The organism is Candidatus Nitronauta litoralis (genome assembly GCA_015698285.1).
In the GTDB taxonomy this organism is placed as follows: Bacteria; Nitrospinota; Nitrospinia; order Nitrospinales; family Nitrospinaceae; genus Nitronauta; species Nitronauta litoralis.
This window is the reverse complement of record CP048685.1, coordinates 959262-979401: the sequence shown is the minus strand read 5'-3', so window position 1 is coordinate 979401 and position 20140 is coordinate 959262. Positions and strand designations below refer to the sequence as shown.

Genomic DNA, 20140 nt, shown 5'->3' with positions numbered 1-20140 from the left:
GATAAAAACTTCCTTTTAAAACAATTCAGAAACCTGCTAATGCGAATGAGTGGCTCCGGATTTCCCCAGCTCCGCTTTGATGGCAAAACTGTTTTGGGAGACGTATGGCTCTCCCTTATTTAAGCCTTCGATGATTTCAATGCGCTGTCCATCGGTACGTCCCAGAGTAACGGGTCGAGCCTCGTAGAAGTTTCCGTACTTAACAAACACTACGTCCCAGCCACGAAACTTTTGAACGGCACTGTTGACTACCGATACCGGCACCTTGATTTCGCTCTGGACAAGATCAACATCGACGTACATTCCAGGTCGCCAGGATCTTTTTGGGTTGGCTATCACCACACGTCCGGTAACAGACCGTGTTTTTTCGTCAATCACTGAACCAAGATAGCTGAGCACTCCCCTGGTTTTCAGGCCCTGGTGTTCTTCTATGATGCGGGCTTTTTGCCCTACTTTTATGGTTCCAAGAAACCGTGCGGGAATGGCGACATTCACCCAGAGACTGGAGAGATTGGCGATCACATAGATGTCATCGTTTTTCCCCACCGCCTCTCCGACGGCAAGATGCTTCTGAATGACTTCACCCGTCAGGGGTGATCGCAAATCGTACTGGGTGAAGCGATGCTCTTCGTCAAAGGACAATTCTTCAATTTCTTCAAGAGTTAAACCCAGTGCCAATAATTTTTGAGCAGTGGTTTTGACATCCAGGGAAAATTTTTCAGCGATTTTTTGTTTTTCTAACAATGCCCTTTGATTGTCGTAGGCAATTTTTTCTTTCAGGGCATTGTATTGAGCTCCGGCACTTTGGTGTTGTTCACGCGCTGCCAGAAAATCAGATTCTGATGATATTTTTTTATCGAAGAGTTTTTTTTCTCGAATATAAGCTGCGTGAGTTTGCTTCCATTTTGCCAATGCGGGTATCAGTTGTGCCCGAACTTCACCCAGGATCATTTCATCAAGCGTTTTATCCAGAGAGGACATATCCTGATCCCGACTCAACAATTCGAGCAATTTGGAGGTGTTTTTAAATAGCAACTCCTGCCGTTCTAAATCAAGAAGGGCCGGCTCCAGTTTCTTTTTCGCTTTAATATGACTGCCTTTGGCATCGGCTAGCTCGCGACTATCAAGTACGGCAAGGGTTTCTCCTTCCTGAACATTATCTCCAAGATGCTGAAAAACGTGTGTTACCACTGCGTCGAGACGAGGCAACACATGCGCAACCTTGCCTTCGTCCAGCCCCACTTCTCCCGTAAAGTTTTGCGATACGCTAAGAGTTGCAGAAGCGGCCTTGGCAATCTTTATTTCCGAGATCTGTGCTATTTCATCACTTATTTCGGTGCGCGCTTCTATTTGCGAAAAATTCCAGGTGTAGTTTTTTCCCTGCCACAAAGCGGTGACCTCCGCATCGAATGAGTGAGGTTCGGTTACAACTTCGCGGCTAATTAATTGCTGACCCGCTGGAAAAAAAGTAAAGGAATCGATCTTGCCACCAAGTCGTTTGAGTTTTATTCCCAGGGAAATATTGGCAGGAAGAATGGTTTTTCCGGTGTTGTCTTTTGCTTCAATTCGGAATTGGGGAGGAACCCCTTTTTCATAAATAGAGACCAGGAGTTTTAAATTGTCCTTCGCTAATTCACGTCCGCCATGATGATCGTCATTAACAAGGTCATGTGAAGAACCGACACCCCCTTTTTCAAAAAGCAGATCTTTGAACCTTGAAAGAGAGTTCGGGTCCTGAATCAACCATCCGATTCCTGCGACCAGGAGGATGAAAAACAAAATCTGTGGGAGCCTGTTCTCATTTTTCTTGTTCATGATTTGGGCTTCCCTTCCTGTTTTATTCTTATGGAACCGTGCGATGACAGGGGAGCCCCAATAATTCGTTCGATATCGAGGACAGCCTTGTGATAGTTGCCGAGGGCTTCCAGGTAGCTGGAGCGGGATTCAAACAGGGTGCGCTGGCTGTCGAGAACATCGATCAATCCAAACTTTCCATATCGATACCCTTCCTGAACCGCATCGAAAGCTTTCCGGGCGCCGGGAAGAATGTTTTGTTTTAAAGTTGTGGCCTGTTGATGAGCATTTGAAAGCCGGGTGTAGATATCAGCCAAACGGGATTGTAATTGCAGCCGAATGGCGGATTGTTCAGCATCAGCTTTCTCCCTGCGGTGACGAGCTTCCAGGATGCCTCCCTGGTTGCGATCAAATATATTCAGGGGAATGTTGATCCCCAGCACTAATGTGTTTGCTTGCTGATCTTCAATCCTTCTATAAGCTCCCTGCAATTGAAGGTCGGGAATAGCTTTTGATTCTTCCAGTTCGATTTTCGCCTGACGGTGGGAAATTTCAGCGGCCCACCGCTCCAAGTTGGGGTTTTTCCCAAGTCTGGTAAGCAGTGATTCGTAGGAGGGGAGGGTGTCAACTCGAAAAAAATCACCCAGCACTCCTTCAAACCCTGGGCTGGATTCCGCCCAGGTTATGCTCAAGCGGCGACGGGCCGCTTCGATTTTGTTCCGGGCCTTGTTGATTTCCAGTTGAGTTTTGGATCGGGCGACTTTCGCTTTGACCACCTGGACCGGAGACACTTTCCCGCTTTCGGCACGAAGAGTGACCACCTTGAGATTAGTGTCGGCTAACAAAACCAGATTTTCAGCCAGTTTCATTTGTTCCTGACTTTTCAGGACGTCAATGAAAGCCTGCCCCGTCCGGGTCAAAATATTCATACGCGTAATTTCGTAATCCCACTGAGCCAGGTCCTTTGACAGCTCTGCGACACGTTCTGTCTTTGCGATTTTTCCACCCAGCCGAATCCGTTGACTCAATTGAACCGTAGTCTGGGTATTGCGAAAACTATCAAACTGACCTGTGCCGGTGATATCTTCGGCCTGAATTTGCAATTGGGGGTTGGGCCACATTCCGGCTTGAAGCATTCGGGCTTCGCGAGCTCGAACTTCAAGAGAAAAAGCCTGAAGCGAAGGATTTTTAAGCAGCACCTCGACGATCACCCGATCGAGTGTCAACACCCCACGCATTTCAGGCGAAGGTACTGAAGAAATTTTTTCTGTCGCAAAAGCGGGTTGCAGTGTTTGGCTGATGGTTAAAAACACCATAACCACCAGCACTCGGATACGTTTCATCTGGTTTGCCTGTTTAGACGGTGCCGCTGTTTATGAAAAATGGGTCACAAACTTTGAAAGATCGCAAAAACCTGTTCACCACCTTCGGAATCCTTGTTATGGAAAGAATTAAGGTGAGAGCAAAATTTTTAAATCGTAAAATCTACGGCACAATTCAAATTTTAAAATTAGGATGAGGCAATTCAGACAGAGGGGGGCCCACGGACCTGTTGAACCGGTTTGGGGTGGTTCACAGCAGGAGAAAATGTGGGAAAAAACCTTGGAGAGTTTCTTTTGAAGTTTTCCTGCAGGACGGGAGTATTTTTTACCAGGTCGGGTTTGGAAAAGTGTTTAAGCTTGTCGACCGTGTGTAAGGCGAGAGTGGTGTATGCGACCTGATCAACATCGTGTTCCGGTGAGGAATGGGAATGATGTAAAGGTTCGTCTTCCTCTGGATCACCTGGGTGGATATTGGCCCAAAGGGCAATGTTTTCTAATTCTGAGGAATGAAAGTGTCCAGTGTGATGGTGCGTTTCGAATTCCCCTGGATGGGCGTGGGTATTTCCCGGATGAAAGTGAATAAAGGGCAGGAAGAACAAATTGAGCATCCCCAATAAAGCGAGAGGAATGAACGAACTTTTCCCAGCTTTCTTTAAATCACGAAAAAATTTGCGAAGTTTTCGGGATTCCACGGCTGATACCTGATCCACCAATTTTTTAAGTATGGATATAGCTTACAATAAATCAATGGGTTTTGCAAAGCTACGCATTGGTTTGTCATCAAACTCTTAGTTTTGGATAGTATTGATTGATCAAAACTGGCCCTATGTGTCGTCGCTTTCGTATCAGGTTTTTGCCAGACTACCTCTATAATTTTGTTTATCAGTGGACTGGTCTTTTTCCTGGGGTTAGGGTATTTTTTGGGTCCCAGGGGGTTCATGCAGATTTTTGCTTTCTGTGGTTTTTGGGGAGCTTTTCATTTCACCCGGCATCTTGTCCAAATCTAGAAAGAGGAGAATTTTGAATGGGATATATTGAAGATAATTTAATGGATCAGGAAAAAATAATTTACCAGACCCATTCCCACAAGATAATTTTTCTCTGGCCGATCATTGAGCTTGTCGCTGCCATCGGGTCTTTTCTGGCTGGTGTGGTGGATGTGGCGGGGATACTATTTTTGGTAGCCTTGATTCACGGTATCATTGTTTTCATCAAATACATTTCGTCAGAATTTGGATTGACCGACCACCGTTTGATTGTGAAGGAAGGCATAATAAAAAGAGAGACGCAGGAGTTGTTTCTAAAAAGAATTGAAAGTATCCAGGTGGATCAATCCGTGATGGGAAGGATGTTGAATTTTGGAACTATTCTCGTTTCGGGTACGGGTGGGCAAAGTGACCCATTTGAAAATATACCCGATCCTCTTGGATTCAAAAAAAGGGTGCAGGAGCAACTCAGAGACCTTTAAAGAATTTTTTAAAAAAGGTGTGAAAGGGTTCGCAGGTTTTATTGTGCAGGGTTTTTGATTATTTTCCGGATACCGTCTTCAAAGCTGTGGCGCGGAGTCCAGCCTAATTGCGTTTTAGCTCGGGTAATATCGGCAACAACATCCATCACTTCGTTCTGGCGGCGTATTTCTTTTGAGTGAACGGGCTTATCGGTGCCGGCCACCCGTTGTATGGTGTCGATCACTTCCTTAACGTCGATAGAATAGCCGGAACCAATATTGAATTTTTCCAGACCGCCGGTGCAATCCCGTGTCAAGATCAACGCCTCAACCAGATCTTCATAGAAAAGAAAATCGCGTTTGGGAGCAAGGTCCAGAATTTCCACCTTGTCTCCGTTCAATACCTGGTCGATGATGGTGGGGATCAAAAACTTTATGTTTTGGCCGGGACCATAAATATTGAATGGTCGGATTATGGTGATGGGTACATTGTGTACACGGTGATAAAACTCTCCCATTTCTTCCGCAAGTTTCTTCGACAAGCCATACGGATTGCCTGCAGTAAGGGGATGGGATTCCGGTATAGGAAGCTGTTCGGGAGTGCCGTACAGGTAACCACTGATGAGCGTGACGGGTGTCTTGTTCTTGACGCAATGCTGCAGAATATTGCCAGTTCCTAATGCGTTGGTGCGGATGAAATCCTGTGGACGTTCCCAACTGTCAGGGACATAGGTTTGAGCTGCAAGATGAAAAACCCGGTCGAGTTTTTCAGGGAGAGTTTTGAGGAACGCGGGATCAGCGATATCACCATCTTTGATATCCACACCCATTGCAGGTATGTTTCGGGTTTCCAGAGCCGACATTAATGCCCGTCCCAGAAAACCTGCGGCGCCGGTTACCAGATTCATGTCAAAAACTTGTCTTTAATGGCAGGAAACTCTTCAATAGCGCGGGCGTAATCATCGACACGGCCAATATCCAGCCAATAGCCCTTATGGCGGCGAATATGCGCTGGGTTCCCGGATTTCAGCATGTCTTTCATCAGCGTGTCATACCCATAAAACTCGTTTTCGGGAATGAAATCCAGCACCTTCCGGTTAATCATGTAGATCCCCATGCTGACATCAAGCAGGATTGCGGGTTTTTCCTTAAAGCCGGTCAGTCGGTTGGAATCGTCTACCTCAAGCACACCAAACTCTGAGCGCTCTTCACGTTGAAAAGCCGAGGTGGTGAATAAATGACCGTTATTAATATGGTGCTGATAAAACTCTTCAAAATCGAGATCGGTCAGAACATCTCCATTCATCACCAGGAAGTTTTCCGGGAGGTCCTTGATAAGCTTTAGGGGGCCCATGGTGCTTAGGGGCTTTTCTTCAAGCGAATAGTCGATCTTGATGTTCCACTTTTCCCCGTGGCCAAAAAATGCCTGAATCAATTCAGCCTGATAATTGATGGCGATTGTGAGGTGGGTGAAACCGTACCTTATGAGTTGGCGAATGACGACTTCCAGAATAGGGTAGTCATCCAGTGGCATGAGAGGTTTGGGGAGTACTACGGTGTAGGGCCTCAATCGAGTGCCTTTGCCGCCTGCCAGGAGAACCGCACGTTTAGACATTGTAGGTGTTTGTTTTATAAAGTTTCAAATTGTCAGGAATGGAAAACCACTCCGCTGTTTTTTCCAGCCCTCGGCGGAGTCCTTCTTTCCCCGCATAGTCGGGTTTCCACCCGGTCAGTTTTTCTGCTTTCGCGTTGCAGGCCCAAAGTCGTTCAACTTCGCTCTGGTCCGGACGCAGGCGTACATCTTCCTGCTCAATTTCGACTTCAGTATTCATCACTTCGGAAATCAGACGCACTGTGTCACCGATTGAAATTTCATAATTGCTCCCAATATTAATCACCTCGCCGACACTGTTATCCGATTCCGCCACGGTGAGGAATCCGTTTACTGTATCTTCAATAAAATTAAAATCCCGGGTTGGGCTGAGCGATCCCAGTCGAATCCGTTTGGCCCCGGCAGAAATCTGCCCGATGATCGTTGGAATAACGGCCCGCATGGATTGTCTCGGTCCGTAGGTATTGAATGGGCGAATCACTGCAACCGGTGTTTCGAACGAAGTGTAAAACGATTGTGCAATTTGATCTGCTCCTATTTTACTGGCTGAATACGGTGACTGCCCCCGTAGGGGATGGTCTTCCGTAATGGGGACAAATTGTGCTGTGCCGTAAACTTCGCTGGTGGAGGTTTGTACAACCTTCTCCACTTCCAATTCACGCGCTGCCTGTACCACGTTGAGTGTCCCCTGGATATTGGTGTCAACATAGGAACTGGGGGAATGATAGGAATAGGGTATCGCGATCAACGCTGCGAGGTGGAGAACCAGGTCGCAGCCTTTCATCGCTTCTTTTACTCCGAAAGGGTCGCGAATATCTCCTGAAAATACTTCGAGCTGCTCCAGAATTTCAGGAGGACTGTGATCGAGCCAGCCCCAGGAATTGAAGGAGTTGTAATAGACGAATGCTTTGACATTGAGGCCACGCCGCACGCACTCTTCTGTTAAGTGAGACCCGATAAAACCATCGGCACCTGTGATTAAAATTTTCCGGTTCTTCAACTGCATAGTCCTCATTTCCCACTAGGGGCCGGGGTTTGAGATAATATTTTTAATGTTAAGAAACAAACTATAACAAAAATTGAATGTGAGCACTGTTAAAAATAGTAATTATTTTTTTGAAATTAACCAGTCAGAGAGGTTGATATGCCAGATATTGAAAACCTGTCCGGTCGAAAATTAATACTATCGAATTATCTGTCTTTAGTTTTGTATTTCCTGTGAGCCGAATTTCAACGTTTCTGAAAAATTGTCATTTGGGAGGTCAATTACGATTTAACCATCACATAACCGAAATCTTCCCTCAAGAACGACAAAAGTAAAGATGCAAAATCTCAGGTTTTGCCCTGGTATGGATATGGGTGGGGGTTATTCTCTATCCTGATCGGACTAATTTCCCTGTATTTTAAATTTTTGATGCTGATAAATATAGACAAAGCCTTGCTCACCCTTTATATCTGGTAAAGTGGATTAACTTTACATTTAAAATAATTGATGTCTCCTCAGTTTCAAATTAAAGATCTTATCAGTGAAAGTGTGGCTACGGCCCCTGCCATTTATCATAAATTGCAGATGGCTTTAGCGAACCCTGATTCTACGTTTCAGGATTATGCGGAAATCATACAAGGAGATACCGATCTCGCTGCACGACTTTTAAAAATATCGAATAGTTCATTTTTCGGTTTTGAATCAAAGGTGGAAAGCATTACACATGCCATGTCCATCATTGGCCTGGAGCAGATCGTTGACCTTGCGTTGATTTCCATGGTGATTGAAAAGTTCAAGGGAATTCCCAAGGAGCTTGTTGTCATGGAGCAGTTCTGGCGGCACAGTATTGCCGTGGGATTGTGTGCCCGGCTTATTGGGAGGGGCATCAATCAATCCAATGCAGAACGCTATTATTTGGGAGGAATTTTACACGACATCGGTAGCCTGGTTTTTTACAAAGAGATTCCCATTCAGGCCCGGTTAATCATCTCAGAAGCGCAGACTGATAACAAGCATTTGCAGGAAGTAGAAAAAGAAGTGCTGGGCTTCCACCATGGGGAAATGGGAGGTTACCTCCTTCGGGAATGGGGGTTGCCCGATGTTTTTTGTGAATCAATTCCTTATGTTCACCAGCCTTCAAAAGCTTTAAACCACGCGGATGTGGCCACCGTCCTTCATCTGGCCGATTGTGTAGCCTACCATTTGGAACTGGGAAGTAGCGGAGAACCTGGTAAGCCCTCCATAGAAATAGGTTCGATGGCACGAATTGGCCTGGACGAAGAGACGTTTAATAAAGTTCAGGATGAAACTCTGGGGCAGTACAGTTTTACAGTCGAATCATTTCTCAGTTGATCTGAAACTCAATCCTCACAGCCTGCCTGGAATGCTTTCCTTAATTACCAGAAAATAAAGATCCAACTCAAAAATCTCCAGTGTTGAACCAAAATCATTTATAATTGGCGTTCTTGAAATTTTTGTCCCTATGAGGAAGTTTTTATGCCAGATGAAAAACCGGAGGGGATCCGGCGTCTTGAACAATCTAAAAAGAAACTCAACGGGATCAAACTGGTTAAAAAGAACCTGGCGGGGATAAACCTCAGTGAAGGTAGCCTGAAAGAAGCAGAGTTAACAGGATCCAACCTGAAGCGGGCGGATTTTTCAGGAGCTTTATTGAACGGAGCTCAACTGAAAAAATCAAATTGCGAAGCCGCTTTGTTCAAACAGGCTTCAGGACTCCGGATCAACTTCGAAAAAGCCCGGTTGTCCGGCGCGGATTTATCCGATGCTGATTTTTCGGAAACGAACTGGTCTGAAACGATTGCTGACGGAGTGTCGTTGGTCGGTACAAAGCTGCGTCGCGCTTATATGTCAGGGGCCTCGTTTGTGGAAGCTGACCTCTCAAACGTAGAGTTGACCAGGTCCAACCTGGGAAAAGCCCAGTTGATTAAGGCCCGGCTTGATGGAGCTAATATTTCCCAGTCTTTTCTTGGGAAAACCAGTTTCAACGGGGCCAGTCTGGTTTCGGCCGACTTGTCGGCTTGTAACATCAGTGGTGGTGATTTTAGAAACGCGAGAATGGAAAAGATCAACCTTTCTGGATCGGAACTCAACCGCGCTTTTCTACGCGGGGCTGATTTGTCTTCCGCGAATCTTGAGCGTGCTATTTTGCGCGGAGCTGATTTCGACAAGGCGGTTCTGACAGGGGCAAATCTGCGCGGGGCGGACATGACACTGGCGCTGAACCTTTCCCCCGAACAGCTAAACTCTACAAACCTGGACCCGAAAACCAAACTTCCCGAATATCTTAAGATCGATTGGTTGTCAGAAGCTGATTTTAAAATTCAAGCGAACTCACATTAGAATTAACTACCCGGTTCAATCAAGTTTTGGTACCTCGACCAGAAAGAATTCCAAGCCTTTGTTTAATGGGATTATAAACTTCACTCATATTCTCTAAAATAGAGGACAGAGTTGCTAGCCAAAACGGGACGTTGCATCTTCAGGACAGGATTCGATTTTGTGAATTGAAAGATCTGACCCTCGTTGCTCATCTTCTTTTTCCATTCTCAGGCCAACGGTGGAATCCAGCACCTTGTAAACAAGAAAACCGGCTGTCAGTGCGACGATGATGGCGAGAACCGATCCAACTAACTGGGAGACGAAAGAGACTCCTCCCAACCCACCCAGACTTTCCTGCCCGAAAATCCCGGCTGCAATGCCACCCCATGTTCCGGAAATACCATGTAGAGGCCAGACCCCCAGCACATCATCAATTTTCATCTTCTCCTGTTCCCACATGAAACCTTTAACAAAGATCACGGCCGCGACAGAACCGATAATAAAAGCGCCGATGGGATGAACCAGGTCAGAACCGGCACAGATCGCAACGAGGCCTGCCAAAGCGCCATTGTGCACAAAACCGGGATCGTTGTTTGAAATAAGGAGTGCGGTGAGGATACCACCCACCATGGCAAACAGGGAATTCATCGCAACCAGACCTGAGATACCCGTGAGAGTGGCGGCAGACATGACATTGAAGCCGAACCAGCCCACGCAGAGCATCCAACTACCCAGAGCGAGAAAAGGAATATTGCTGACAGGGATGGGGCGGCTGCGTCCTTGTGAATCCCAACGGCCTAATCGAGGTCCCAGGATGAGTACGCCGACAAGTGCCAGCCATCCACCCATGGAATGTACAACGACAGAGCCTGCAAAATCGTGAAAAGGCGCGCCCGTCAAATTGGCAAGCCACGAACCGTCCTGGCCCAGGAAAGTGATTTTCCCCCAGACCATCCCTTCGAAGGTGGAATACACCACACCAACAAAAATAGCGGCAGCAAATACCTGCGGCCAGAACTTCGCTCTCTCGGCTATTCCACCTGAAATGATGGCGGGTATGGCTGCTGCAAAGGTCAATAAAAAGAAAAAATGGACGAGCTCGTACCCCTGGTTATCAGCTACGATGGATTCCGCTGAGCCGTAAAAGTAAATGCCATAGGCGATAGCATAGCCAACAACAAAATAGACCACGGTGCTGAACGCAAAATCGGCAATAATTTTTACCAGGGCATTGACCTGATTTTTTTTTCTTACAGTGCCAACCTCCAGAAATGCAAATCCGCCGTGCATGGCGAAAACCATCACTGCGCCCAACAGCATGAAAAGAACATCTCCGCTGTGTTCCAACGCAACGTTTTCAAGATTCATTATTTGGACCTCCTTTTTCTCCTCGGGAAGCCACGGATGAGTATAATGGAAGCGGCAAGTCCCCCCAAGTTTTTTTCCAGGTGTTTTTGGCTAAAGACGCAAAAAACAAACCATTATAGATCAGATTATGACTGAAATTATCCAGGATCTTACCTTACTTCTTCTCGTTTCACTTCCAATTAATTTGTTGTTCCATAAGATCCAATGGCCTTCCATCATGGGTTACCTGGTGGCTGGAGTTCTGATAGGCCCCCATGCCCTGGGATTGATTTCCGATCCGGAGTCGGTTGAACATCTTGCAGAAATCGGGGTGATCCTGCTGATGTTCCTGATCGGTCTGGAATTTTCCCTGAGTCATATTCTGAAAAATGTGGGTCGAATTTTTACCGCCGGAATTCTTCAACTGGGATCGACGATAGGGTTTGTTGCCTTGTTCAGCTCGGTCCTTGGCTATTCCATGAGAACCGGCATGGTACTGGGCATTCTGGTGGGTTTAAGCAGTACCGCTATTATTTTAAAAATGGTAACCGACCGGGCAGAAATTGACACAGATCATGGTCGGGTTGTGATCGGTGTCCTGTTGTTCCAGGATATCTGTGTTCTGCCCTTCATGTTGATGGTCCCCTTGCTGGGGGGCGAGACGCCCCTTTCGATAGGAGATCTGACCTGGGCGTTGCTAAAATCCGGGCTGGCCGTGGGTGGTGTTTTTTTCGCTTCTCGATTGCTTGTCCCTAAAATCCTCCATGGGGTTGCCCGGTTTGGAAACAAAGAGCACCTGACCCTGTTTGTCATTCTCTTGATCCTGGGAACCGCCTGGGTAGGCCATTTTCTTGGATTGACGATGGCGATGGGAGCGTTCATTGCTGGCATGATACTGTCCGAGTCAGATTATCAGCATCAGATCTCCCTTGATATCCTGCCGGTTAAGGATTACTTCAGCAGTATCTTTTTCATTTCAGTTGGCATGCTTCTGAATATAGGTGTTTTCTGGCAGCATGCCGGAATGTATCTGGGGGCCGCCGCTGCATTAATCCTGTTAAAAGGTTTCCTGGGTACCGTCGCCGTACTGTTATCAAGGTATTCTGCCGGGGTTGCCATGATGACTGGCCTTTATCTGGCGCAGGCCGGGGAATTTTCATTGATCCTGGCCAGCCTTTCTGCTCAGACTGGGGGATTGACCTCGGACCAGTATCAGGATTTTCTGATCGTCGCGCTGCTCAGCATGTTGGCCACACCGCCGCTCATTCAATGGGCCAATCCTCTCCTTAAACGACTTGTAAAAAAATCACAGCGAATTCAAACGGCCCCTTCGGATTCTGAAATGGATAAGCTGACCAAACATGTCATCATCGCTGGATATGGAATGATCGGGCAGCACCTGTCCCGCGTCCTGCAAGAAATTCGTATTGGCTTTCTGGTGGTGGAGCGCGATGGGGAAAAAATTAAAAAGGCCATGCAACATCAGGCACCGGTTCTTTACGGTGATGCATCTCATCGCGACACCCTGCAGCGCGCAGGAATTGAAAAAGCCCGGGTGCTGGTGGTTTCAAAGCCAGATCCAAATTACATGGAGCAGGTGGTCCGGCTGGCAAGGATGCTCAATCCTGATATTTACATCATGGCACGTACCCGCTCCGATGTTCATGTGGAATTGCTGACGGCTGCCGGGGCCAATCTGGTGATCCCGGAGGAATTTGAAACTTCGATTGAAATTTTCACAAGAGTACTGCGTGAATTTCGTATTCCCAACAACATCATCGAACAACAGGTGGAACTGGTCCGGATGGAAGGTTATAGCATGTTTCGCGGTTTGTCCCTGAATGCAGAGAGCCTCAACAAGTTTTCTACATACCTCACGGCTTCACTCACAGACTCGGTGCCTCTGGGTGAGGGCGACTGGGCTACCGGCAAAACGATTGGCGACCTTGATTTGCGAAAACAAACCGGGGCACGATTGATTGCGGTAGTGCGCTTGGGGGAAGTCCACGCAAATCCGGATTCCAGTTTCAATCTCAAGGTTGAAGACCTGCTGGTACTGTTCGGCCGCCATGCCATGTTGGACAAAGCGGTTGCGCGCGTTCGCAAGGGGGCTCCCGTGGAGGAGCCTCAGCAGGATGAGAAATAAAGCCGCCGTAATAAAATAGTCAGTCGGTCTGTTTCAGGTATTTGGTTGGGATGTGGCTTTTAGTGGAGGGGAGAACCTTGCCTTGTATATCGAAGGCTTTGGCTCCAGTGAACGATGAGATCAACTGAGCCATGTAGTGGGCTTCGACAATATCCTCCAGTTCGAATGTTTCAATGATCCGGGCTTTGGAACTTTTGCGTTTTCCTTTTGGTTCCTTGAGGAAAAGTTGAGAGTAATACCAGGTGTCCAGATGCCGTTTGCCTTTTTTCCCTGGACCCTCTGAAATTTTTGGCTTTCTCGACCAGCGGGATGCCTTTGCGGTTCGAGTCCGCACCCGGATTTTGTCGACCATGTTTGGAGGGAATTGTGCGGTCTGGCTGCCATCGCGTTTTCCGTTGATCCGAATGGTTTTCTTGATATTGTCCATTGTGATCTCAGGTCTGTTTAAAATCAGAAGAATGAGAGCAATGAGCAATACGACCACCGAGAGCGAAAGCAGCAGACTTTCGGTTCCGGAAAAAAAAGCGATGAAAACGGCGATCATAATAAGCCCAGCACATTTGATGTACCGGACGTAATCAAGTTGCTGGTCGGAAGCGGCAATGGTCAAAACGACTTCCGGGTTTTTATATTCGGTCTCAAGTGCCATAGTGTTTTGAAATAAACTGCGTTAACATGAAATCAGGGTTGCGATTAATCTAAGGGAAGGCTATGGGAAAGTCAATCGTGCAAACCGTTACCACAAACAAATTGAACGGTTTTGGCAGATTCAGGGATCGGTGTTTCCGGATTTTTTGTATCGCCTTTATGTTGTTTTTTGTGTTGACGCTTTCCGCCTGTACTGGTGAGCGTCCCAAAGACCTGGGTGTTCAGGATGGAAAGCTTAAAAACTGCCCGTCTTCTCCAAACTGTGTTTCAACCAACGCAACCGAGGATGCCGAGCACTCCGTCAAACCGCTTTTATTTTCCGCTGATGCCAAAGAGGTGATGGGACGCGTGAAGCGTGCTGTTGAGTCGCAGGACCGTGTCCGCATTATCACCGAAAAAGAAAATTACCTTTATGCTGAATTCGAAAGCCTGGTGTTCCGGTTTGTCGACGATGTTGAGTTCTATTTTGACTCCCAAACCGGGACCTTACATGTGAGGTCCGCTTCACGCATCGGAAAAAGTGATCTGGGTGTGAACCGTGAACGTGTCGAATTGATCTATTCTCTCCTGAAAAAAACAGATAAGAAACCCAAGGCCTAGTTCGGATTTTCATTTTCAATGTTAATGCCTGCTTTGCGCCGTCTCTTTGTGGATACAAACACGAAAGCCACACCCGCAATCAAGCTGACTCCCGATATCCATGCCCCATAGAGGAAACTTTTGGGTCGATAGCGAAACTCCACCTCGTGCTTGCCGGGGGGGATGACGATGGCACGGAAGGCCTGGTTGGCACGGTAAATGGTGACCGGCCTGTCATCGATAAACGCTTCCCAACCGGGGTAATAACTGTCGCTCAATACCAGGAATTGCTGGCGTACGGAATCGACCAGAAACCGGTACTCACCGGGAGCGAAACCATCCGAGGATACAGGGTCCGGACTTTTAGCGGTGATGGTTTTTTCAGCCCCGATAAGTTTTACTGTGCCTTCCCCTTTTACAGCAGTTGCAGTGGGTGAAAGGCAGGGCAGGTCTGGCGGAGACTCCGGCAGGTAGACCCATATTTCCGGATCCCACTCAGGGTTTAATAATTCGTTGTTTAGTTGCGTGGCATCCGAAATAGTCTGGCAGTTCCCCGCAAGAAATGCACGGCCGAGATGAATGGGGTTTTCATAAACACGCATCAGCGGTGGTGGGTGTTTTACATTTTTTTCAAGCATTTGGCGGTATTCTGGAGATTCTTCAAATGCCAGAGGAAGATTGTCTAAGGGTAGGGGCGTACCATGCACGATGTATTTCACATTGGCCATGCGGAGTAAGGGCAATTTGTTTTCCAATGGTGCTGCGCCCACTTGATTCAGTATTTTTCTCAAAGACTTTTTCCGAATAACATTCCACCCATCTAATTGTTGAACCCGGTTTTGCCCTCTGAACTCTACGGGCAAGACCCTTCCTCGAACCTCAACACCACGAATTTTTCGGGTCACTTTTTCGTTTTTTTTCAACACTTCGGTTTCAAGAGTTACGAATACACGAAACAACCCTGGATCATTCATTAAAAACCGCGTAACGGGTGGAACAATATCAAAATTTTTGGTGGCGTTGATTTCCTGTTTTCCGTAGTTACTGAAAAAGATGTCGAGGAAAAAAATAAAAACCGCAAAACAAGCCCACAGGTTTTTCTTTTTCGGATGTTTCATCATCAGAAAAAGAAAGAAGACAAACAGGGAAGAAAACCCAAGCAGTCGTTGCATATTGGATAAATTTATAACTGGCTGATTGAAAGCAGGGAATTGAAATCCATTAGCTTCCAACGACTGAATGATTGAAATATTAAAAATATCAATTAATCCAAACAACACCATCAGTAATGCCGAAAATCCCAACAGCATCACCTTTTTTTTGTCATCAGGATTTGATGTGTAATACCGGTCCCAGCCCCAGGCTGCTGAAATAGATAACACCAGGATCAGCGGAAGAATAAATTTCACTGGATAACGGAAACGATCAAAGCCAGGAAGGACCTCAAAGAAAAACTGGTAAACAAAGGATCCCTTGCCCATAGCCAGAGACCAGGAAACCAATGCTATCAAAATAAATGCCAAAGATAACCTTCTCCCTTTAAATAAAAAGTACCCTGATAGTATCAGGGGAATGAGGCCAACATAATGAGATTGCATCCAGGCCTGTCCTTCCTCGGGGGAACGGGGGAAGGCGATATAGCCAAATGGATCCAGTAAGATAAATTGAAGCCAGTCCTGCATGTGTATACTCCAACTCGAAGCCAGAGTTATATCAAATGCTTTTGATCGGATAGAATTTTGGACAAGCTCCATAGTTGGGAGAAATTGAATGGCAGACATTCCAAAGAAAAAGGCCAAAAAAATACCAAGCGAAATTAGTCGGTTTTTTAAATCGGGTAAAGTCTGGTCAGGAAAAATAATCCGAGGAAAAAGAGAAAAAAGAATTAGCCATGCAAAAATTTGATAGCAGGTTTCAGCGCCCCCTGCAAAGATCATAAATATTGAAACCAATGAGGCACCCAGGATCAGCCTCCGGTCATTTTTTTTCAATCCGGCCAGAAAGAAAAGGATCAGTAAGGGGCTCCATACGACGGGAAAGAGGGTGGATAAATAAAACTTCAAAGAAAAAAGATAGCCTCCAAACATAAAAGCCAACGCGCCGATGGCGGCTCCCAATCGACTGCAGGGGCTGACCCTTAAAAGCCAGTACATGAAAAATCCGGCAAGACTGAAGTGAAGAACAAACGTAATGTTAAACGCGGAAAAAAAATCCAGGAACAAAAACAGGATGCTAAAAGGGTAAAGCACCGCCCCCTGCAGGGTGGCAAAAATGGGATTTCCAGAAGAGGTGTAAGGATCCCAAAGTGGAAAAAATCCTTGAGTTACTAAATCAACCCAAAGTTGCCTGAAAGGGATAAAAAATATTGCCAGATCCGCCCCGGATGGAGCGTAGATTCCATTTATAAGATAGGGAAAATATAACCCGGCAAGGACAATGAAAATTACCAGGCTTGTAAGCCATTCTTTAAAGGGAATGCCAAAAAAAAAGCCCTGCCTTTTAAAGGCAGGGCTTGTATGAGTGCTTGTCATTTGTAGGATAATTTGCCTTTCAAAACAACTTTACCTAGCTACAACCTGTTGTTGAACAAGCTGCAATTCCAGGAACATTTCCTGATCTCGGCGTGTAGGTATAAGTATAACCAGTTGTCTCCCCCTCCCAAGTTACCGTAAGTAACCCTGCGGCTTGACCCATGGTACCACCCTGAATATCAGTATTGTTGACAATTATAAGTTCAGTGTAATCATTGGCGGTATTATCAATGAGGTATTTCCCATGTAACATGGTGATGGCTCCACGAATAGCAGCAAGTGCGCCTTGATTCCGGGCGGTACGGGCATCGGCATCCAGATCAACAAAACGTGGCAGGGCCACTGCGGTGAGGATGCCGAGAATGACGATCACCAGAATGAGTTCAATGAGTGTAAAACCCTTTTCTTTATTGTTTCCGCGAAGCATGGCTTCCTCCTGAAAGTTTATTTGGGTCTCTTCACGGAACCCAAAGGCAGGTCCTCTTGAACTCCGTGCAACTGTTTAATAAAAAAGCAATTTCAATGCCGTATTGATTTACATTTTCCATTCTCACAAAAATTCACTTTTGACTGGCATTTATCAAAGGAAATTTTTTATTTGTCCAAATTCCTCAATTCCGGGTAAGAATTCCCACGTATTAAATGTGTAACCACTTACCCATTATGTTCCCTGACCATCCCATAAACGCGCTAATTTTTTCAATTCTTTTATTTCCAGCAAGCGTTTGGTTTGATTGGCATCGTTTTTACCCTATGAATTCGCGTATACAGAACACCATCAGGAAAATAGATCCCCCAAACATCAGCCCGCCCACCAGCACATGATGCCGGATAACCCAGGAGTCGAGTGAACTATTCAGTTCTTCCAGCTGTTTTACGGTTTCGTCTGTTGAAAACATTCGATCCAGCTTGTCGCTGAACGCTTTGAAAGTCTCGGGTTGGAACAGAATAGTGATGGCCGTTACCACCCCGATCAGGCTGACGATAATGAACAGCCATTGCAGGCTTTCCATCACGATTTCACTGAAAATGATCCCCGACCGGGTTTCCGGCTGGATCACATAATCAATGAACTTTTGCGGATCGAATTCTGCCAGTGAGTACCAGAATACAAAGGCCGAACCGGCAAAGAACAGGGAACCGATTAAAAGCCGGTTTTTCAACACAACATCAGTTGTGGACACTCTCTTGTTGAGCTTGTCCATCGAATCATCGGTGTTGTAGAGGGTGTTGAATTTCCGGTTCAGGGCGTTCGCCCATCGGGGTTTAAACAGGATCATCGCTGAAATGCAGAGTGCGAAACTGACCAGTACCAGCGCCAGTATTTGACCTGTGTCCATCAGCACTTCGTAAGCGATTTCCATTTATTGTCTCTCTACCGTTTTTATGATTAAAATACAGTGTTGCACGGCCACTGCTTTATTAACGGTTTTTGCCAGCCAGTATTAAAGGTAAAAATCCGGATTCTAAAACTTTCTATCGCGTTTTTTGTAGTTCCTGATCTCTGGTGGTTTCGCCTCGCGTCCGTGCATTAAAATCGCGTTGTCGTTTGAGGTCACTTGGTTTTTCGATCAGCCGTTTACTGATGACACCGGTAGAAGAATCATAAGCCCATCGCACAACAGTGGAATCGCGTCTCTGGTGGTAGATAAAGCCGTCGACCCGGAATGTGGGCAGTGTAGTGCCCGCCTGCTGTGGTGTGATCTGCCCGCCTGCATTGGCCTGATTGCCGCGTACAAATACCCAGATATCATCGTCCGCAGGTTCCCCTGTAGGTTTGGTGGTGCGAAACCGATCATAGCCTTGCGGGATTTTGGTCAGGTTGTCGAACGGGTTGATAGGAAAGGTTGCTGCGTTTCCATTGATCAATTGTTCTCCAATCGTGTTGATCATATTGGACCGCAGCAGGTCAATGGTTGCGCCCTCTGCTGTGATCTCAGTCGTTTCCGCAACCTCAACAAATTTCAAGGCTATGATTGAGGACAAGAATCCGATCATCACAATGACCATGATGAGTTCGATATAAGTGAAACCGCCGCTTTCCCTTAAAAGAGAAAACGGTGAGGCTGGGGATTTTCCGGAACTGCTTTTTTCGTCTGGAGTCATCATCCTCTTGTCCTTGCCATCTGTGACATATCCCACATCGGCATGAAAATAGCCAGGGCGACAAATAACACCATGCCCCCTATGCACACTATTAATATTGGCTCAATGCTTGATGAAAGGCTGGATACGGCGCGTTCCACTTCTTCATCGTAGTAGTCCGCCACTTTGACGAGCATTTCATCCAGCAGCCCGGAATCTTCACCTGCAGCCACCATCTGGACAACCATCACTGGCACCCATCCGCTGGATTTTAAGGGTGCGGCAAGTCCAAGGCCTTCCTGCACACTGTCCCTTAGTTTTTCAATCACCTGCGCGATGACGGCGTTATCCACTACCCGGGAAGACACCATAAGGGCATCCAGAATGGGAACCCCGGCGCGCTGCAGATTCCCGAACACTCTTGCAAATTTTGCCATGGCCGCCCGCAGGACAATCGGGCCAACAAGGGGTAATTTCAGTTTTATGCGGTCCCACTGGTACCGCCCCTGGGAAGTGGCCAGATAGTTCTTGAACAAATAAACAGCAAAAATCAGGCCAGCCAACCCCAGATACCAGTAATTATGGAAAAAATTATTGAAACTGATCAATAGCCGGGTAGCCAGAGGCAGCTCAAGATTGACCTTTTCAAATATTCTGACAAAAACAGGTACGACGTAAATCATCAGGACAACCAAAGCGGCGGCCATCGCCATCAGGACGAATTTGGGGTAGCGAAGTGCAGACCTTACCTTGGCCTCATTCTGAGACTGTTTTTCCAGCAAATCGGCTACGCGCTGCAAAATTTCATCCATGATTCCGCCTTCTTCACCGGCGCGGATCATGCTGACGTAAAGTTCCGAGAACACAGTGGGATGGCGAGACATCACTTCAGAGAGCGCCAGACCATCCTGAATTCCACGGTGCATTTCTTCAAGCACCCTTTTGAACTTTGGATTTTCAATTTGCTCACTCAACGCGCTGAGTATTCCCATGAGGGGGATTCCGGCCCGGAACAGGGTGGCCATTTGACGGCTGAACAGGACCATGTCATCAATCTTGATTCTGGAAAAGAATTCATCAACATTGATATTGAATCCTTTGCTTTCCCCTTGTCGGGATTTGATTTCCTGGATGGAAACGGGAAACTGGCCTTGTCGTCCCAGTTCCTGCCCGACCATTTCCCGGCTCAAGGCCTCCATTTCACCTGAAATCAGGCTTCCCATCTTGTCCCGTGCTTTGTATTGAAAATTTGCCATAGTCGTGTTCGTTCTCTATTACAAGTTCACAGGTTTTGAAAAATTGAG

General features: G+C 46.7%; 18 protein-coding genes. 5 read left to right on the top strand and 13 right to left on the bottom strand.

Features of this window, described 5'->3' with window-relative positions:
- Window positions 1-36 precede the first annotated feature (36 nt).
- The 3 genes from G3M70_04440 to G3M70_04430 all read right to left on the bottom strand — a co-directional run bounded on the left by G3M70_04440 (window position 37) and on the right by G3M70_04430 (window position 3808).
- Entirely contained in the window at window positions 37-1815 is a 1779-nt protein-coding gene (locus tag G3M70_04440) for an HlyD family efflux transporter periplasmic adaptor subunit (GenBank protein QPJ61176.1), read from the bottom strand.
- Entirely contained in the window at window positions 1812-3137 is a 1326-nt protein-coding gene (locus tag G3M70_04435) for a TolC family protein (protein ID QPJ61175.1), read from the bottom strand. Before G3M70_04435 ends, G3M70_04440 begins: the two co-directional genes overlap by 4 nt.
- Window positions 3138-3319: 182 nt before the next feature.
- Entirely contained in the window at window positions 3320-3808 is a 489-nt protein-coding gene (locus G3M70_04430; GenBank protein QPJ61174.1) for a hypothetical protein, read from the bottom strand.
- Between the two features lie 332 nt (window positions 3809-4140).
- On the opposite strand from G3M70_04430, the gene G3M70_04425 reads away from it, so the two are divergent.
- Complete coding sequence (locus G3M70_04425) at window positions 4141-4584, top strand: PH domain-containing protein (protein ID QPJ61173.1); 444 nt, start codon at window positions 4141-4143, stop codon at window positions 4582-4584.
- A gap of 38 nt (window positions 4585-4622) precedes the next feature.
- Here the strand turns inward: G3M70_04425 and G3M70_04420 are convergent, their stop codons facing one another.
- The 3 genes from G3M70_04420 to G3M70_04410 are packed head-to-tail and all read right to left on the bottom strand — an operon-like array spanning window position 4623 to window position 7181.
- Window positions 4623-5471: an NAD-dependent epimerase/dehydratase family protein gene (locus tag G3M70_04420; GenBank protein QPJ61172.1), complete on the bottom strand. Its 849-nt coding sequence runs from the start codon at window positions 5469-5471 to the stop codon at window positions 4623-4625.
- Window positions 5468-6178: a nucleotidyltransferase family protein gene (locus tag G3M70_04415; protein QPJ61171.1), complete on the bottom strand. Its 711-nt coding sequence runs from the start codon at window positions 6176-6178 to the stop codon at window positions 5468-5470. Before G3M70_04415 ends, G3M70_04420 begins: the two co-directional genes overlap by 4 nt.
- The gene (locus G3M70_04410; protein ID QPJ61170.1) at window positions 6171-7181 is read right to left on the bottom strand and encodes an NAD-dependent epimerase/dehydratase family protein; all 1011 of its coding nucleotides are present in this window, start codon (window positions 7179-7181) and stop codon (window positions 6171-6173) included. The genes G3M70_04415 and G3M70_04410 overlap by 8 nt, the downstream gene beginning before the upstream one ends.
- Before the next feature lie 486 nt (window positions 7182-7667).
- Here G3M70_04410 and G3M70_04405 point away from each other — a divergent pair, with 486 nt between their 5' ends.
- Window positions 7668-8513 (top strand): HDOD domain-containing protein, encoded by an 846-nt coding sequence (locus G3M70_04405; protein ID QPJ61169.1) that lies wholly within the window; start codon window positions 7668-7670, stop codon window positions 8511-8513.
- Window positions 8514-8657: 144 nt separating this feature from the next.
- On the top strand, window positions 8658-9521 hold the full coding sequence (locus G3M70_04400) for a pentapeptide repeat-containing protein (protein QPJ61168.1): 864 nt from the start codon (window positions 8658-8660) through the stop codon (window positions 9519-9521).
- Window positions 9522-9635: 114 nt separating this feature from the next.
- Here G3M70_04400 and G3M70_04395 read toward each other — a convergent pair whose 3' ends face one another.
- Window positions 9636-10868 carry an ammonium transporter gene (locus tag G3M70_04395; protein QPJ61167.1) on the bottom strand — a complete coding sequence of 411 codons (1233 nt, stop codon included), beginning with the start codon at window positions 10866-10868 and terminating at the stop codon, window positions 9636-9638.
- 127 nt (window positions 10869-10995) lie between these two features.
- Between G3M70_04395 and G3M70_04390 the strand changes: the two genes are divergently transcribed.
- The gene (locus G3M70_04390; GenBank protein ID QPJ61166.1) at window positions 10996-12993 is read left to right on the top strand and encodes a potassium transporter Kef; all 1998 of its coding nucleotides are present in this window, start codon (window positions 10996-10998) and stop codon (window positions 12991-12993) included.
- 19 nt (window positions 12994-13012) lie between these two features.
- On the opposite strand, the gene G3M70_04385 is transcribed toward G3M70_04390, so the two are convergent.
- A complete protein-coding gene (locus G3M70_04385; protein ID QPJ61165.1) occupies window positions 13013-13642 on the bottom strand; it encodes a hypothetical protein in 630 nt (209 codons plus the stop codon).
- 158 nt (window positions 13643-13800) lie between these two features.
- Between G3M70_04385 and G3M70_04380 the strand changes: the two genes are divergently transcribed.
- A complete protein-coding gene (locus G3M70_04380) occupies window positions 13801-14241 on the top strand; it encodes a DUF1499 domain-containing protein (GenBank protein ID QPJ63709.1) in 441 nt (146 codons plus the stop codon).
- On the opposite strand, the gene G3M70_04375 is transcribed toward G3M70_04380, so the two are convergent.
- From G3M70_04375 to G3M70_04355, 5 genes are all read right to left on the bottom strand, one after another.
- A complete protein-coding gene (locus G3M70_04375; protein ID QPJ61164.1) occupies window positions 14238-15902 on the bottom strand; it encodes a YfhO family protein in 1665 nt (554 codons plus the stop codon). The genes G3M70_04380 and G3M70_04375 overlap by 4 nt on opposite strands.
- An 883-nt stretch (window positions 15903-16785) precedes the next feature.
- Window positions 16786-17178 carry a type II secretion system protein gene (locus tag G3M70_04370; protein QPJ61163.1) on the bottom strand — a complete coding sequence of 131 codons (393 nt, stop codon included), beginning with the start codon at window positions 17176-17178 and terminating at the stop codon, window positions 16786-16788.
- 319 nt (window positions 17179-17497) lie between these two features.
- Window positions 17498-18115 (bottom strand): hypothetical protein, encoded by a 618-nt coding sequence (locus G3M70_04365; protein ID QPJ61162.1) that lies wholly within the window; start codon window positions 18113-18115, stop codon window positions 17498-17500.
- A gap of 112 nt (window positions 18116-18227) precedes the next feature.
- Window positions 18228-18860 carry a type II secretion system protein gene (locus tag G3M70_04360; GenBank protein QPJ61161.1) on the bottom strand — a complete coding sequence of 211 codons (633 nt, stop codon included), beginning with the start codon at window positions 18858-18860 and terminating at the stop codon, window positions 18228-18230.
- A complete protein-coding gene (locus tag G3M70_04355) occupies window positions 18857-20092 on the bottom strand; it encodes a type II secretion system F family protein (GenBank protein QPJ61160.1) in 1236 nt (411 codons plus the stop codon). Before G3M70_04355 ends, G3M70_04360 begins: the two co-directional genes overlap by 4 nt.
- Window positions 20093-20140 lie beyond the last annotated feature (48 nt).

Bases quoted from the DNA above. Each gene is read 5' to 3' on its own strand.
- G3M70_04385 (QPJ61165.1), bottom strand. From the start codon at position 13,642: ATGGCACTTGAGACCGAATATAAAAACCCGGAAGTCGTTTTGACCATT.
- G3M70_04375 (QPJ61164.1), bottom strand. From the start codon at position 15,902: ATGCAGGACTGGCTTCAATTTATCTTACTGGATCCATTTGGCTATATC.
- G3M70_04365 (QPJ61162.1), bottom strand. From the start codon at position 18,115: ATGGAAATCGCTTACGAAGTGCTGATGGACACAGGTCAAATACTGGCG.
- G3M70_04440 (QPJ61176.1), bottom strand. From the start codon at position 1,815: ATGAACAAGAAAAATGAGAACAGGCTCCCACAGATTTTGTTTTTCATC.
- G3M70_04355 (QPJ61160.1), bottom strand. From the start codon at position 20,092: ATGGCAAATTTTCAATACAAAGCACGGGACAAGATGGGAAGCCTGATT.
- G3M70_04380 (QPJ63709.1), top strand. From the start codon at position 13,801: ATGTTGTTTTTTGTGTTGACGCTTTCCGCCTGTACTGGTGAGCGTCCC.
- G3M70_04400 (QPJ61168.1), top strand. From the start codon at position 8,658: ATGCCAGATGAAAAACCGGAGGGGATCCGGCGTCTTGAACAATCTAAA.
- G3M70_04390 (QPJ61166.1), top strand. From the start codon at position 10,996: ATGACTGAAATTATCCAGGATCTTACCTTACTTCTTCTCGTTTCACTT.
- G3M70_04415 (QPJ61171.1), bottom strand. From the start codon at position 6,178: ATGTCTAAACGTGCGGTTCTCCTGGCAGGCGGCAAAGGCACTCGATTG.
- G3M70_04425 (QPJ61173.1), top strand. From the start codon at position 4,141: ATGGGATATATTGAAGATAATTTAATGGATCAGGAAAAAATAATTTAC.
- G3M70_04395 (QPJ61167.1), bottom strand. From the start codon at position 10,868: ATGAATCTTGAAAACGTTGCGTTGGAACACAGCGGAGATGTTCTTTTC.
- G3M70_04405 (QPJ61169.1), top strand. From the start codon at position 7,668: ATGTCTCCTCAGTTTCAAATTAAAGATCTTATCAGTGAAAGTGTGGCT.
- G3M70_04435 (QPJ61175.1), bottom strand. From the start codon at position 3,137: ATGAAACGTATCCGAGTGCTGGTGGTTATGGTGTTTTTAACCATCAGC.
- G3M70_04360 (QPJ61161.1), bottom strand. From the start codon at position 18,860: ATGATGACTCCAGACGAAAAAAGCAGTTCCGGAAAATCCCCAGCCTCA.
- G3M70_04420 (QPJ61172.1), bottom strand. From the start codon at position 5,471: ATGAATCTGGTAACCGGCGCCGCAGGTTTTCTGGGACGGGCATTAATG.
- G3M70_04410 (QPJ61170.1), bottom strand. From the start codon at position 7,181: ATGCAGTTGAAGAACCGGAAAATTTTAATCACAGGTGCCGATGGTTTT.
- G3M70_04370 (QPJ61163.1), bottom strand. From the start codon at position 17,178: ATGCTTCGCGGAAACAATAAAGAAAAGGGTTTTACACTCATTGAACTC.